Annotated in this window: 13 protein-coding genes and 1 pseudogene; 7 read left to right on the top strand and 7 right to left on the bottom strand. The window is 70.9% G+C overall.

The features are described 5' to 3' along the window. Positions 1-130: 130 nt before the first annotated feature. The 3 genes and pseudogenes from AC2DFQ_RS11015 to AC2DFQ_RS11025 all read right to left on the bottom strand — a co-directional run. Positions 131-337, bottom strand: a pseudogene (locus AC2DFQ_RS11015) (helix-turn-helix domain-containing protein); the annotation flags it as partial. After that, on the bottom strand, positions 338-823 hold the full coding sequence (locus AC2DFQ_RS11020; RefSeq protein ID WP_484533918.1) for a DUF2975 domain-containing protein: 486 nt from the start codon (positions 821-823) through the stop codon (positions 338-340). It abuts the pseudogene before it with no gap. Positions 824-909: 86 nt separating this feature from the next. Continuing rightward, positions 910-1830: a helix-turn-helix transcriptional regulator gene (locus AC2DFQ_RS11025; protein WP_484510127.1), complete on the bottom strand. Its 921-nt coding sequence runs from the start codon at positions 1828-1830 to the stop codon at positions 910-912. A 182-nt stretch (positions 1831-2012) separates the two neighbouring features. On the opposite strand from AC2DFQ_RS11025, the gene AC2DFQ_RS11030 reads away from it, so the two are divergent. The 5 genes from AC2DFQ_RS11030 (at position 2013) to AC2DFQ_RS11050 (ending at position 7875) form a co-directional block, all read left to right on the top strand. Then, on the top strand, positions 2013-2801 hold the full coding sequence (locus AC2DFQ_RS11030; RefSeq protein ID WP_484510126.1) for a class I SAM-dependent methyltransferase: 789 nt from the start codon (positions 2013-2015) through the stop codon (positions 2799-2801). A 263-nt stretch (positions 2802-3064) separates the two neighbouring features. Continuing rightward, on the top strand, positions 3065-4156 hold the full coding sequence (locus AC2DFQ_RS11035; RefSeq protein WP_484510125.1) for a polysaccharide deacetylase family protein: 1092 nt from the start codon (positions 3065-3067) through the stop codon (positions 4154-4156). Positions 4157-4612: 456 nt separating this feature from the next. Then, on the top strand, positions 4613-5746 hold the full coding sequence (locus AC2DFQ_RS11040) for a glycosyltransferase (RefSeq protein ID WP_484533919.1): 1134 nt from the start codon (positions 4613-4615) through the stop codon (positions 5744-5746). A gap of 41 nt (positions 5747-5787) precedes the next feature. Further along, positions 5788-6045, top strand: a complete 258-nt coding sequence (locus AC2DFQ_RS11045; RefSeq protein ID WP_484510122.1) for a glutaredoxin family protein — start codon at positions 5788-5790, stop codon at positions 6043-6045. A 93-nt stretch (positions 6046-6138) separates the two neighbouring features. Beyond that, positions 6139-7875 (top strand): aldehyde dehydrogenase family protein, encoded by a 1737-nt coding sequence (locus tag AC2DFQ_RS11050; protein ID WP_484533920.1) that lies wholly within the window; start codon positions 6139-6141, stop codon positions 7873-7875. 108 nt (positions 7876-7983) lie between these two features. Here the strand turns inward: AC2DFQ_RS11050 and pip are convergent, their stop codons facing one another. Next, on the bottom strand, positions 7984-8961 hold the full coding sequence (gene pip / locus AC2DFQ_RS11055; RefSeq protein ID WP_484533921.1) for a prolyl aminopeptidase: 978 nt from the start codon (positions 8959-8961) through the stop codon (positions 7984-7986). Then, positions 8958-9833 (bottom strand): KPN_02809 family neutral zinc metallopeptidase, encoded by an 876-nt coding sequence (ypfJ, locus tag AC2DFQ_RS11060; protein WP_484533922.1) that lies wholly within the window; start codon positions 9831-9833, stop codon positions 8958-8960. Before ypfJ ends, pip begins: the two co-directional genes overlap by 4 nt. Positions 9834-9876: 43 nt before the next feature. Here ypfJ and AC2DFQ_RS11065 point away from each other — a divergent pair, with 43 nt between their 5' ends. Further along, positions 9877-11625 (top strand): cation:proton antiporter, encoded by a 1749-nt coding sequence (locus tag AC2DFQ_RS11065; RefSeq protein ID WP_484533923.1) that lies wholly within the window; start codon positions 9877-9879, stop codon positions 11623-11625. A gap of 48 nt (positions 11626-11673) precedes the next feature. Next, entirely contained in the window at positions 11674-12147 is a 474-nt protein-coding gene (locus AC2DFQ_RS11070; RefSeq protein WP_484533924.1) for a dehydrogenase, read from the top strand. Between the two features lie 80 nt (positions 12148-12227). Here AC2DFQ_RS11070 and AC2DFQ_RS11075 read toward each other — a convergent pair whose 3' ends face one another. Further along, positions 12228-13061, bottom strand: a complete 834-nt coding sequence (locus AC2DFQ_RS11075; RefSeq protein WP_484533925.1) for a hypothetical protein — start codon at positions 13059-13061, stop codon at positions 12228-12230. Continuing rightward, positions 13058-13735 (bottom strand): response regulator, encoded by a 678-nt coding sequence (locus tag AC2DFQ_RS11080; protein ID WP_484510115.1) that lies wholly within the window; start codon positions 13733-13735, stop codon positions 13058-13060. Before AC2DFQ_RS11080 ends, AC2DFQ_RS11075 begins: the two co-directional genes overlap by 4 nt. Positions 13736-13754: the final 19 nt, after the last annotated feature.

The raw sequence follows: 13754 nt of genomic DNA on the forward strand, positions 1-13754 counted from the left end.
CTGGGTGACGGGATCGTGCCACGGGACCGGAAGACGCGAGAGCGCAAGCGGCATCGACACCACCACGATCCTGCACCCGACCCGGCCCAGCGCCGGACGGCGGGATGAGCGGATCCGCATCCGCATCGGCATCCGCGGGTTCCCACCGCAGGAGATCACCCGGCTGACACTCGAGCACGTCGCAGAGCGCGTCGAGCGTGGAGAACCGCACGGCTTTGGCTCGTCCGTTCTTCAGGACGGCGAGGTTCGCCGGCGTGATCCCGACGCGTTCTGCCAGGGTGCCGACGCTCATCTTCCGTCGCGCCAGCATCACGTCGATGTCGACGACGATCGGCATTCAGATCACCTCGTCCAGCTCTGAGCGCAGGGCTCGCGCCTCGTTCTCGCGATCGATCGCCTGCGAGAGGAGTCGGCGCATCACCACGACCAGCAGCGCCATCCCCGCCAGGACGAGAGCGGCGCCGCAGATCAACCCCACCACGCCGGGGGCGATCCCGCCCGGCGCGAGCATCACCGCGAGGAGGAAGGTCAGCCCGGCAGCCGACGCGACGGCGCCGATGACGACGTCCACGTATCGGAAGGATGCCTCGGAGAACACGGCGCCGCGACGCACGAGGGTCAAGAGCCGCCAGACGCACACCGCGAACACCTGCATCGTGACGATGCCGAGCACGGCGATGGTGACAAGCGTGATCCGTCCCCACAGCGGTTCGCCCTCCAGGTCGGCCCACACCAGGGGCACGATCACGACCTGCACGAACAGCGACCCGACCAGCGAAAGCGCGATGACCACGCGCAGAAGAACGATCGATATGGTGCCCATGGCACCCCCTCTGAAGAGTGGACGGTGCTGAGGCTATCGTTTTTCGATAGATATTGCCATCCTGCACAGGGTGCGCGGCGATGGACCTACCCGTGCCCGGTCATCAGCGATGCGCCCGGCGCGAGGGTCGCGTTCGTTCGATAGCGACCGGGGGCGAGCCCGAACTCGCGCCGGAACGCAGCGCTCAAGGCGAACTCGCTCGCGTATCCGACGGCGGGTGCGATCGCGGCGAGTGGCTGCGAGCTCTCCCGGAGAAGCTGCGCAGCCCGGGCAAGTCGCCAGGACGTCAAATAGCTCATCGGCGGACTGCCCGTCACCGCGGCGAATCGGCGGGAGAATCGGCGCGACGGCAAGTGCACGAGATCTGCGAGCTCGCGCACCGTCCACGGTCGTTCCGGGGCGGCGAGCAGGGCACGTATGACGTAGGCGATCTCGGGATCGCGTTGCTCGGGCAACGTGATGTCGCCGTTTTCCTCGAACCACCGCCGCAACACCTGGGTGAGTAGCAGATCAAGCAGGGCGCGGGTTGCGATGGCCGCACCTGGGCGGGTGGCGTCGAGTTCTGCCGCAAGCAGCGCGAGGATGCCGCGGAGATGGGCATCCGTGTCCTCCGCCGCCGAGACGATCACACCGGGCACCGGCGTGAGGTTCTTCGCGAACCGTCCGCGATCCATCCAGTAGGCACCGCAGACGAACTCCACGTCGGCATCCTCGCCTCCCCCGGAACCCAGGATCGCCGGGGGCAGTGACGCCAGCCGCGCCGGCGCGGGAGAGAAGCCGTGCTCGACGCCGGGCTGAACGAGCACAACGTCTCCCGGGGCGAGCTGCCTCGGTGGTTCATCAGGGGTCACCAGCCACGCCGTCCCGCGCACGAGCACGTGGAATCCGCTGACCTCGAGGCCGGTATAGCGCATACCCCAGGGGCCGGCCGCACTGACGCGGCAGGCCTCGGCCCGGCCGACACGCACACCGGCGACGGCGGCGCTCAGGGCATCGGGGGGGACCATCCCGCCAGGCTATGCCGCCTCTGGGGGTACTGGGGCGGCGCCCCGGTACCGAATGACAGAGCGCGTATGTGTCAAGACCGGGCGCACATGGCGCCTGGCCCGCGCCGCCGCTTGCATGGAAGGCGCCGCCCGATCCGAGGCGGCCCGTTCGCTCCCGAATGATTGGACGACAAACGATGGCCATGGCCCTAGTAAATGGCAACCCCTTCGACGACTCCTTGGCGGCAACAGCCCGGTGGGTCGAACCCACGACCAGCGCGATCGCCCATCGCCTCTTGGACGAGCTGGACCTGCCCGCCGGCGCACGGGTCCTCGACCTCGGCACAGGCACGGGATCCCTCGCCGTTGCCGCGGCGGAACGGGGATACGTCCCCACCGCGATCGACACCGCCCCGATGCTCACCGACTACGTCGCCGGGCGTCTGCGACACTGGCCCGCGGCATCCGCCGAATTGATGGACGCGACGACGCTGACCTACCCGGACGCCGCATTCGATGCCGTCTTTTCGATCTTCACGGTCATGTACCTGCGCGACGGCGTGCCCGCCGCGCTGGCCGAGGCGCGGCGCGTCCTGCGGCCCGGGGGCGCCGTGGCGATCACTCACTGGCCGTCACCGAAGGCGTCGTCCGTGATCCGGGCGCTGCTGGAGGCGTCCGAAGACATCGGCGAGGAGCTCCCGTTCCCCCTCGACTACACGGCGCACGACGACCTCGTCCGCGCCGTCGCCGCTGCCGGCTTCAGCGACATCGAGGTCACGGAGCGCGAGAGCGATTACGCGTTCCCGCCCGCCGACGAGGTGTACTGGGAGTTCCAGCCGTTCTTCGTGATGATGCCCTTCTTCCGCGCCATGCCGCCCCACCGCCGTGCCGAACTCGAATCGGCGATGATCGCGCGCGCACAACGGGTGGAGCGCGGCGAGCTGGAGCGGCCCGCGCTCACCTACAACCTGGTCACGGCACGGGCCGCCTGACCGCATCCCTGCGGTCTGGATCCGCCGGCACCCCGTGCGCGACTTCTCGCGCGCCTGTCTCGGCCGCCCCGTCGGCGCGCCTGCTCGCTGAGACGGTATTCCTTCGCGTCCGGCTAGGCTGCCGCCCACCGAGGCGCGGGGGCGGATCGGTACCAGGGGGAGTCATGACGGCCGGAACGGGATCTCGGATGCGACGCCGACACTCGTCGCACGGACCGCGGGCGTCCTCATCCCGGCGGCGGCGTCGCCGGCGGGCGATCGGTGTGGCCGCGGCGATCCTGAGCGTGGCCGTCGTCAGCACCATCTTGGCGTTCGCGATCGCGCGGGGCACCGCACCGCCGGAGGGGAGGGCCGCTGCGTCACCGCGGCCCTCCCCGACCCCGACGCCGACCCCTTCGCCCACGCCGCTCAGCCCGGCCGAGGCGCTGCTGGCTGCGACGCCCGACCCGTCCGCCTGCGCCGTGTCGTTCCTCGGCGACGGCATCGCCCTCGAACCGCAGCTCCAGACACAGGGAGTGCTCTACGCGGGCCTCCCGATCCCCCGCCAGGACGGACGGGTGTTCGCCGGCTGGTACGCGACAGCGGCGGATGCGGCGGGCTTCGCCGTCCCCGCCCGGGTGAACGGTGCCGACCTCGTGACCTGCACCGCGAGGCGAGTCACTCTGCATGCCGGGTGGAAGACGCCCGGAGACAACGCCGCCGAAGACGCCGGCATCCCCGTCCTCATGTACCACCAGTTCACCACCAAGCCCGAGGGGGAACCGGGCTGGTTGCGGCTCAACTACGCCTTCATCGGAGACTTCGACGCGCAGATGGCGTACATCGCCGACTCCGGCTTCTATCTGCCGACCTGGGACGAGCTGAGCGCCTTCATCGACGGCGCTCTGTTCCTCCCGAAGCGCTCGGTGATCATCACGGACGACGACGCCGACTCCTCGTGGCTGGAGTTGGCCGCACCCATCGTGCACGGCAGGGGCCTGCTCACCACGTCGTTCGTGATCACGTCCGCCCGCACCGAGCCGGCGCCGAACCCGTTCGTGCTGCAGCGCTCCCACACCCACGACATGCACCGCGCGGGCGTGAACGGCGACGGGCGGATGGTCAACGATGCCGCGGACGCCATCGCCGCCGACCTCGAGCAATCGGCCCAGATCCTCGGGGCGCGGGAGGTGGTCGCCTACCCGTTCGGTGACTACAACGACGAAGCCCGGCGCGGCGTCACTCAGGCCGGGTTCGAGCTGGCGCGCACGATCGAGCAGGGGTACGTCCGGATCGGTACGGACAAGCTCTCCCTCCCCTGCATCCGCATCAACTACGGCATGGGCGTCGAGGCGCTGGCAGGCCTCATCGGGTAGTCGTCGGCGCGAGCACCTGCTCGAGAACCTGCATCCCTGCCGGTACGACTCGGCTTCTGCGCCGACCCACGGACCCGTGGGGTCGAGTTGGCGTTTGCGATGGCACACCTGCACGGGTACCTGCTGACCGCACACCTTTCGTGCAGGCGGATGTCGAGGGACGCTACTTCGGATTCGCGGCATACGGAGGACCGAAAATCGCGCAGGTGGCGTACTCCGCTGCCCTCGCCGCGGCCACGACGGCGAAGGTCCGACCGGCTTGCAGTACTACCAGCGACGAACAGGCAAACTGCCGCAGGCAGCGACCAAGGCTCCCGTGCAGCACGCTGTATGCATCGGTTCCGACCCCTGAACGCGGAGTGAATTCCGGCGTACCGCTTCCCGGATCCCCCGGCCCACGCCAAGGTGCGGACATTAGGCTGAAAGGCCTCAGCCCGACGAAATCGCGAGCCGCCCATGGACCTCTCCCTCATCGTTCCGACCTTCAACGAAGGTCCGAACGTCCGGGAACTGCTGCGCCGTCTGGCCCTCACGCTGGACCGCTCCGCGTATGAGGTCGTCTTCGTCGACGACTCCACCGATGACACCCCGGAGATCATCCGTGCTGCGGCGCGCGAGAGCGAAGCGCCCGTCCGGCTGATCCACCGCGAGGAGGCCACGGGTGGACTGGGCGGCGCGGTCCTCGAGGGCGTGCAGGCCGCGCGTGCCGACTGGTGCCTCGTCATGGACGGTGACCTGCAGCATCCACCGGAGGTCATCCCGCAGCTGCTCGCCCGAGCCACGCGAGGCGATGTGGACGTGGTGGTCGCCTCGCGCTACGTCCCCGGCGGGACGTCCACGGGTCTCGCCGGCTCCGTGCGCACCACCGTGTCGCGGTTGTCGACCCTGCTGACCAAGGCGATGTTCCCGCGCAGGCTCCATGGATGCTCCGACCCGATGACCGGCTTCTTCCTGCTGCGCCGGTCGGCCGTCGAGCTGGACGGCCTGCGCCCTCGCGGATTCAAGATCCTCCTGGAGATCCTCGCGCGCCGTCAGCTGCGCCTCGCCGAGGTGCCTTTCGACTTCGCCGAACGATACGCAGGACGATCCAAGGCCTCCTTCACCCAGGGCGTGCGATTCCTCACGCAGCTGACCATGCTCCGATTCGGGCGCATGTCGGCCTTCGCGCTGGTCGGCGGGGCCGGTGCCGTGGCCAACCTGGCCATCATGTGGGCGCTCATCGCCCTCGGCATGGAATACGTGTGGGCGGCGATCATCGCCAGCGAAGTGACGATCCTCGGCAACTTCCTCCTCCTGGAGTATCTCGTCTTCGCCGACCTGCGGGCCGACTCCGGTCTGATGCGGCACCGGTTCCTCAAGTCGTTCACCTTCAACAACCTCGAAGCCGTCATCCGCATCCCCGTGTTGTGGATCCTCGTCGAGGCCACACATATCCCCAGCGTCCTCGCCGCCGGCCTCACCCTGGTGGCCGCCTTCGTCGTCCGGTTCGTCTTCCACGCGCTCGTCGTCTACGGCCCGGAGAAGCAGCGCGCGGCAGCCCCTGCCGCCGCACGTGCCGCGGCCGCCGCCGCCGACAACCTGGCCGCTTAGCAGTGGCGAGGCAGCCCTCCGCCCGGGCATAACCTGGAGGGATGACTTCCTCCGCTGCCGTGACGATGTTCGGCGCCGCGTGGTGCAGGGACTGCCGCCGCACCAAGGCCGCGCTCGACAGCCTCGGCGTGCCGTACGAGTACGTCGACCTCGAGGCCGATCCCGCCGCCGCCGATGTCGCGCGAGACATCTCCGGCCGCACGAACATTCCCGTCGTCGTATATCCGGACTCCTCGCACCATGTGGAGCCGTCCGACGCCGACCTCATCGCCAAGCTCCGCGAACTCGCGCTCATCTGACCGCCCCGGCCCGGGTGCGCGCGCAAGGCCTACCACAGCACGATCCCGCTCCGCGGCCGACCTAGGCTGGAGCCCTGTCCGAAGGAGTGTGTCGTGCCCCTCGATCTCCCCTCTTCCGCGCTTCCCGACGCCGCTCAGGCAGCGATCGACGCCGATCTCGACGCCCTCGCCGCCGGCTCGCGCCTGTGGTCCACGCTCACCCTCGATGAGCGCGCGCGGCTCCTCGATCGCCTGCACGACACCGTGGGCGCGTCGGCCGAGGAGTGGGCCACAGCGGCCGTCGCATCCAAGGGTCTCGTCCTGGACTCTCCTCTGGCCGGCGAGGAATGGCTCGCCGGGCCCTACGCGACCCTCGCCGCCCTGGACACCGCGCGGGATTCACTGCGCGCGCTGCACACCGGCCTCAGTCCGCTCGGCACCGCGCGCTTCGACCCGGCGCCCGGCGGGCGCCTGCGCGTGCGCGTCCTGCCTGCCGCACCGATCGACCGCGTGCTGCTCTCGGGCTTCCGCGGTGAGGTGTGGCTGGAGCCCGGGGTGACGCGGGCGCAGGCGATCACCTCTGCCGGGCTCGGCCAGCGCACCCCCACCGCATCCGGCGGTGTCGGCCTCGTCCTGGGCGCCGGCAACGTCACCTCGATCCCCGTCCTCGACGTCCTGTACGAACTGCTCTCGGCCAACCGCGTGTCGCTGCTGAAGCTCAACCCCACCCAGGATGCCCTCGTCCCGGTGTTCGAGCGGGCGCTCGCTCCGCTGATCGAGGCGGGGTTCCTGCGGATCGTGCGCGGGGGCGGAGACCTCGGTGCGCAGCTGACGCGGCATCCCGCGTTCTCCCACGTGCACGTCACCGGTTCGGCCGCCACCTTCGACGCGATCGTGTGGGGAGAGGATGCGGCCGCGCGACGTGCCGAGAACCGCCCAGCCCTCACCGTGCCCATCACGGCCGAACTCGGCGGCGTCGCCCCGATCATCGTGGTGCCGGGGAAGTGGACCACCGCCGACCTCAAATACCAGGCGGAGCACATCGCGACGATGCGCCTACAGAACGGCGGGCACAACTGCATCGCCGGACAGGTGGTGCTCCTCAGCGCCGACTGGCCGCAACGGGGCGCGTTCCTCGCCGCCCTCCGCCGCGCGTACGCCGCAGCCCCGGCCCGGCCGGCCTGGTACCCGCGGAGCGACGACGCGCTCGCCTCGGCGCGGGCGACCTACCCGCACGCGACGTGGTACGCCGACGACACCCGCGCGATCGTGGAGGTCGACCGGGATGCGGCAGCCGACGCCGTGGAGACCACGGAGTACTTCGCACCCGTGCTCGGAGTGCTGACGCTGCCGGGATCGGGTCAGGAGTTCCTCGACGCCGCCGTCGCGCACGCCAACGACCGCCTCACCGGCACCCTCGGCGCGAACGTCCTGATCGACCCGGTGAGCGAAGCCGAACTCGGCGCGGGGTTCGAGAGCGCCATCGCCGAGCTGCGCTACGGCGCAATCGCGATCAACACCTGGACGGGCGTGTCGTTCACCGTCCCGGCCCTGTCGTGGGGCGCGTTCCCCGGCGGCACGCTGCAGAACGTCGGCAGCGGCATCGGCGTCGTGCACAACGCACGCCTCATCGATCGGGTCGAGCGCTCGGTGCTGCGCGGTCCGTTCCGCCCGTTCCCCCGGATGGTTCGCGGATTCGGCCGCCGCGGGACGTTCACGGTGCTGCCCAAGCCGTCGTGGTTCGTGACGGCGCGCACCGGTGCCGCGGTGAGCAAGGGGCTCACCCTGTTCCGCGCGCACGGCAGCCTCGCGACACTCGCGGGGACGCTGCTGAAGGCCTTCCGCGCCTGACGCCCCGCCCGCCCCCGCGCACCCCGCCCGCCCGCGAGACACGACATTCCGGCCGAGACACCCCGCGCCGCGCCGTTTCTCAGCCGGAACGTTGTTTCTCGGCGCCGCTCAGGAGACCAAGCGGTCGGCGGCGTCGCGCAGGGCGCGGGCGATGCCGGGTTCGAGCGCCACGTGCCCGGCGCCGGGAACCACGACCAGCTCGGCCTCGGGGAGCGCCCGGTGCAGGTCCCACGCCGTCATCATGGGCGTGCACACGTCGTAGCGGCCCTGGACGATCACCGTCGGGATGCCGCGCAGCCGCCCCGCGTCCTCGATGAGCTGCCCCTCCCGCAACCACCCGCCATGCACGAAGTAGTGGTTCTCGATGCGCGCGAAGGCGATGGCCGACTCCGGCTCGCTCATCTCGGCGATGAAGCCCGCGTCCGGCATGAGGGTGACGGTGGCCGCCTCCCACCGGGTCCACGCCAGCGCCGCCGGGCCGTGTACCGCCGGGTCGGGGTCGGTGAGGCGGCGATGGTAGGCCTCGATCATGCGCGAACGTTCGAGCACCGGGATCGGCGCGACGAACTCTTCCCACAGGTCGGGGAACAGCGCCGACGCACCGCCCTCGTAGAACCACTCCAGTTCGTGGCGGCGCAGGGTGAAGATGCCGCGAAGCACCAGCGCGGTGACGGTGTCCGGGTGCGCCTCGGCGTAGGCGAGCGCGAGCGAACTGCCCCACGAGCCACCGAAGACCTGCCACTTCCGGATGCCCAGGTTGCGACGGAGGAGGTCCATGTCGGCGACGAGGTGCCACGTGGTGTTGAACCGCAGGTCGGTCGTCATATCGCTCGCGTGCGGCGTCGACCGCCCGCATCCGCGCTGATCGAACAGGATGATGCGGTACTTCTCCGGATCGAAGAAGCGCCGCTGCCACGGGCTCGTCCCGCCGCCTGGCCCTCCGTGCAGGTACACGACGGGGATGCCCTCGGGATTGCCGCTCTGCTCCCAGTAGATCCGCTGACCGTCGCCGGCCAGCAGCATCCCCGTCTCGTACGGTTCGATCTCGGGGTACAGGATGTCGTCGAGGTGTGCCAAGGCGCTCACAGCTGCGACCCCGCGATCGAGAAGGTGTCGCACGCGCCGGGGCGGCCGTCGTAGCCGGTGTCGAACCACCGCTGGCGCTGCTCGCTGGAGCCGTGGCTCCACGTGTCGGAGTTGACGGCGCCGCCGGACTGCTGCTGGATGTGGTCGTCGCCGACGGATGCTGCGGCGTTGAGCGCGTCGGAGATCTGGGCAGAGGTCGGCGTTTCGAGGTACCGGGTGCCGTCCGCGTCGTCGGCGATCGTCATCCCGGCCACCCACGCCCCGGCGAAGCAGTCGGCCTGCAGCTCGGTGCGCACGCCGTTGCTGTCGGGCCCGGTGCCGTTGTCGGGATACTGCTCGAAGACGCCGGTGATGTTCTGCACGTGGTGTCCGTATTCGTGCGCGAGCACGTAGAGCTGCGCGAGGTCGCCGCCCGTGGCGTCGAAGCGCTCCCGCAGGAGCGCGAAGAACGTCGGGTCGACGTACACGGTCTCCTCCGGCGGGCAGTAGAACGGCCCGGTGGCGTTCGAGGCGGTGCCGCACTGCGTCGACGTCGACCCGTCGACGATGATCAGCTGCGGTTCGCGGTAGCCCTCCAGCTCACCGGCCCAGTACTCGTCGAGGGCGAGCGAGCCGGCGGCCAGGCGGCAGTCGTCGCGCGCATTGGCGTCTTCGCCGGTCTGGCAGTTCGAGATCTCTGCCCCCTCACCCTGGGGCACCGGCCCCCCGGCACCCCCGCCGAGGAGGCTCGAGAAATCTCCCCCTGTGAAGGCGTTGAGCAGGAGCACCACGATCACGCCGACACCGGCGACACCGCCGCCGGCGATGGCCGCGCCCCGTCCGCGCCGGCGCGCACGATTGCCGCCGACCTTGGCATCGTCGTTGAAGGTCACATGTTCACGGTACCGTTCCGCCCGCCCGCAATATGCTCGTTGCGTGCTGGAGACCCTTGTGGTGGTCGTCATCGGCGTCGTCGTCATCTCGCTCGCGACGGCTCTGGCACCCCGCGTCAACATCGCCGGACCCCTCGTGCTCATGGGCATCGGCCTCGCCGTGAGCCTCCTGCCCTTCTTCCCCGCGTGGGAGCTCGACCCCGAGTGGATCCTCGTCGGCGTCCTGCCGCCGCTGCTGTACTCCGCCGCGGTGCAGCTGCCCGCCGTGGAGTTCCGCCGCGACTTCGCCCCGATCGCGGGCCTCTCGGTGCTGCTCGTGGTGATCTCCTCCGTGGCGCTGGGCCTCGTCTTCGCCCTGCTCATCCCGGGGCTGGGCCTCGCGCTGGGGATCGCCCTCGGTGCGATCCTGAGCCCGACGGATGCGGTGGCCACCTCCATCGCGAAGCGCCTGGGCCTCGCTCCGCGCGTGGTCACGATGCTCGAGGGCGAGAGCCTGCTCAACGATGCGACCGCGCTCGTGCTGTTGCGCACGGCCATCGCCGCGATCGCCGGTGGCTTCGCCTTCGGCGACACGGTCTGGGCGTTCCTGCAGGGCGTCGCGGTCGCGCTGGCGGTAGGCGCGGCCGTCGGCTGGGCGAACCTGCGCGTCCGGCAGTGGGTGCGTCATCCGGCGGCCAACACCGCCCTGAGCTTCACCGTTCCGTTCCTGGCGTACCTGCCCACCGAGGCCCTCGGGGGCTCGGGGCTCGTCGCCGCCGTGGTCGCCGGCATCGTCACCGGGCAGGGAGCCACCCGGCGTTTCACGCCCGAGCAGCGGATGAGCGACCACCTCAACTGGCGCACGATCGAGCTCCTGCTGGAGGGCGCCGTCTTTCTCATCATGGGCCTCGAGCTCAAAGAGATCGTGCGCGCGAACGTGGAGGAGCACGAAGGGCTCTGGTACGGCACGTGGCTGGCTCTCCTGGCCCTCGGCGCCGTCCTCGCGATCCGGGCCGGCTACGTCTCGGCGTTGATCTGGGCGCAGGGTGCGCGCTCGCGCTCACGCTCGCGTCTGCGCGACCGCCTGAAGAGCGCCCGATCACGGGCGGATGACGCCGAACGACGCCTCGCGTCCCCTCCCGGCGCCCCCGGCCATCCGGGCCGTGCCGCGGATCCGGAGCGGGTGGAGCGACGCCTCAGCGCCTTCCGCGCACGCCTGGCCCGCATGGTGGCCGACCTCGACTACTACCGCGACTCCCCCCTGGACTGGCGACACGGCGCGGTCATCGTGTGGGCGGGGATGCGCGGGGTGGTGACTCTGGCGGCGGCGCAGACCCTGCCCGCCGATGCCCCGAACCGCCCGCTGCTGATCTTCATCGCGTTTCTCGTCGCCGTGTTCAGCCTCCTGTTGCAGGGCCTCACGCTGCCGTGGGTCGTGCGTGCGCTCGGGCTGCAGAGCCAGGGCGGTGACCGTCCCCCGCACGAGGAGCAGCGGTCGCTGGCGGCGGAGATGCAGCGCGCGGCGGCGGAGGCGGTGGCCGGCGGTCGCCTGCGCCGGCGGGATGGCGATGCCTTCCCCGACGACGTCGTGACCCGCGTCAACGCCCGCCTCACCCGACCGCCCGAGGACGACTCGGGAACCCGCGCGCGCGACCACCTGGAGCTCCGGCTCGCCCTCATCGAGGTGATGCGCGACCGCCTGGTGGAGCTCTCGCGCGGCGGCCGGTACAGCACGGCGACCCTTCGGCACGCCCTCTCCGAGCTCGACGCCGACCAGCTGAGCCTGGAACTGCGGCTCGAGGGCGAGGACTGAGGTCTCGGCCCACCCGCGGAAGCGGGCACAATGGGGGCGGGAGGTGCCATGAGCGAGACGCAGGATCCGGCGGCGATGACGCACGCGCACGCCGCACCGACCGACACGAGCCCGCTGTATCTGCCGCACCCGGCCGCGGACTGCCCGAAGTGCTTCACCGAACTGCAACGCGACCGCCACTGGTGGCTCGCCCGCCCCGCCGGCGCCCGACTGGTGGGTCTTGTCGTGTCCCGCCCGGGTATGCCCTCGGTCGTCCAGCAGCGGGAGGACCTGACCCGCTTCGGCGTGGCCATCGCGGACTTCCGGCACCCGGCGCCGGAGACGCTCGAAGACTGGTCGGAACGGCTCTGTCGCTTCTTCGACACCCTCGGCCGCGGCGACGTGCTCGTCGTCGCGAACGTGCACGCCCTCGGCACGACGCTGGAGGAGGAGACCCGCGCCGTCGCCGAACTCCACCAGCGCGGCGTCGTGGTGAAGGTGCTGGGCCACGGTGGCCGGCACCTCTACGACACGGGGCGCTGAGCCGCGGCATCCACACGCGAACGTCCACGACAGCCGGGGCGCCGCAGCGCATGCCGGGTGTCGTGGAGGCTCGACGCGGGTCAGCCGGCGTTCAGGCGTGCGCTCCCGGCCGCCACCTCGACGAAGACCCGCGAGGATGCTCCCGACACGGTGCGGAGGTTGTTGTCCAGCTCGCCCGCCGCGACGTCGGAGGTGACGTCGTAGTCGTCGTCGGGCAGGGTCAGTTCCAGCGACCCGGCGCTGACCGAGACGGCGACCTCCGACGGCGCCTCGCCCTCGAGCCGGGCGACCATCTCCCCGGCGGACAGCTGCAGGTCGGCGTCGCGGACGCCCTCCAGATCGAGCTCGGCCCGGCCCGCGCTGATATCGGCGACGACCGACTCGGCGGTGCCGCTGATGTCCATCCCACCCGCACCCATCCCGAGTTCCAGATCTCCGAAGTCACCGTCCGCGGTCAGCGAGCCGGCGCCGAGGAACAGGGCGGTGGGGGCACCCTCCAGCTCGGCCGGGAGGGTGAGCACGGCACGGCCGTTGTCGGAGCCGAACCACGACACGAAGGCGGCGCGGGGCGTCTCCACGCTCAGCGTGTCGCCGGTGCGCTCGAATGTCCACGCCCCGCCGCTGGAGTCACGCACCTCCAGGGATGCCTCGGGCACGTCGTCGAAGCGGATGGTGAGCGAGGTCGCTGCCACGTCCACGTCCAGGTCGCGCACCCCGTCGACGGCCAGCGTGCGGGTATCCGAGGAAGCCACCGACGCCGCCACGGTCGAGCGGATCCCGGCCCACGCGACGGCGACGAGCACGCCGACCCCCAGGAGGGCCGTGAGAATCGTGATCACGCGCCCGGCCGCGTTCCCCGGCCGCGGGGCCTCCGGGCCGGCCGTCGGCACCGGCGGGTTCAGGGTGCTGGTCATCGTGCTGCTCCTGTCTGCGGCGCGGATCCGCCGAATTCGATGTGGACGAGCGCGGCCTGGACGCGGCGGTTGCCCGACTCGTCCTGCTCGAGTCCGAGCTTCTGGAAGATCGCCGTGATGTGCTTCTCGACGCTCGCCTCCGACACGAACAGCGTCCCGGCGATCGCCTGGTTGGACTTGCCCTCCGCGATGAGCGAGAGCACCTGGCGCTCGCGCTCGGTCAGCCGCTGCATCCGTTCGTCGCGGCTGCGCCGACCGAGCAGCTGCGCCACCACCTCGGGGTCGAGGACCGTGGCTCCGGCGCCGATGCGGGCGACCGAGTCGAGGAACTCGGCGACATCGGCGACGCGGTCTTTGAGGAGGTACCCGAGCGCCCCACCGCCGGCGGAGATGAGATCGCTCGCATAGCGCTCCTCGACGTACTGCGAGAGCACCAGCACCGGCAGGTCGGGATGCGCTGCCCGCAGCCGCGCGGCGGCGCGGATGCCCTCGTCGGTGTAGGTCGGGGGGAGCCGCACGTCGAGGATGCACAGGTCGGGCGCGACCTCGGCGACCGTGGCGTCGAGGTCGGACGCGTCGGGGAGGGCTGCGACCACGTCGTGGCCCGCGTCCTCGAGAAGGCGCACGAGGCCCTCGCGGAGGAGGACGGAGTCCTCACAGATCAGGATGCGCACGGGACACTTCCTGCCGGCT

Source organism: Microbacterium sp. Z11_20, assembly GCF_057197605.1.

What these genes read in the sequence shown, in the direction of transcription:
- AC2DFQ_RS11025 (WP_484510127.1), bottom strand. Translation starts at nt 1,830, where the DNA reads ATGGTCCCCCCCGATGCCCTGAGCGCCGCCGTCGCCGGTGTGCGTGTC.
- AC2DFQ_RS11075 (WP_484533925.1), bottom strand. Translation starts at nt 13,061, where the DNA reads ATGACCAGCACCCTGAACCCGCCGGTGCCGACGGCCGGCCCGGAGGCC.
- AC2DFQ_RS11040 (WP_484533919.1), top strand. Translation starts at nt 4,613, where the DNA reads ATGGACCTCTCCCTCATCGTTCCGACCTTCAACGAAGGTCCGAACGTC.
- AC2DFQ_RS11070 (WP_484533924.1), top strand. Translation starts at nt 11,674, where the DNA reads ATGAGCGAGACGCAGGATCCGGCGGCGATGACGCACGCGCACGCCGCA.
- AC2DFQ_RS11045 (WP_484510122.1), top strand. Translation starts at nt 5,788, where the DNA reads ATGACTTCCTCCGCTGCCGTGACGATGTTCGGCGCCGCGTGGTGCAGG.
- AC2DFQ_RS11030 (WP_484510126.1), top strand. Translation starts at nt 2,013, where the DNA reads ATGGCCCTAGTAAATGGCAACCCCTTCGACGACTCCTTGGCGGCAACA.
- AC2DFQ_RS11020 (WP_484533918.1), bottom strand. Translation starts at nt 823, where the DNA reads ATGGGCACCATATCGATCGTTCTTCTGCGCGTGGTCATCGCGCTTTCG.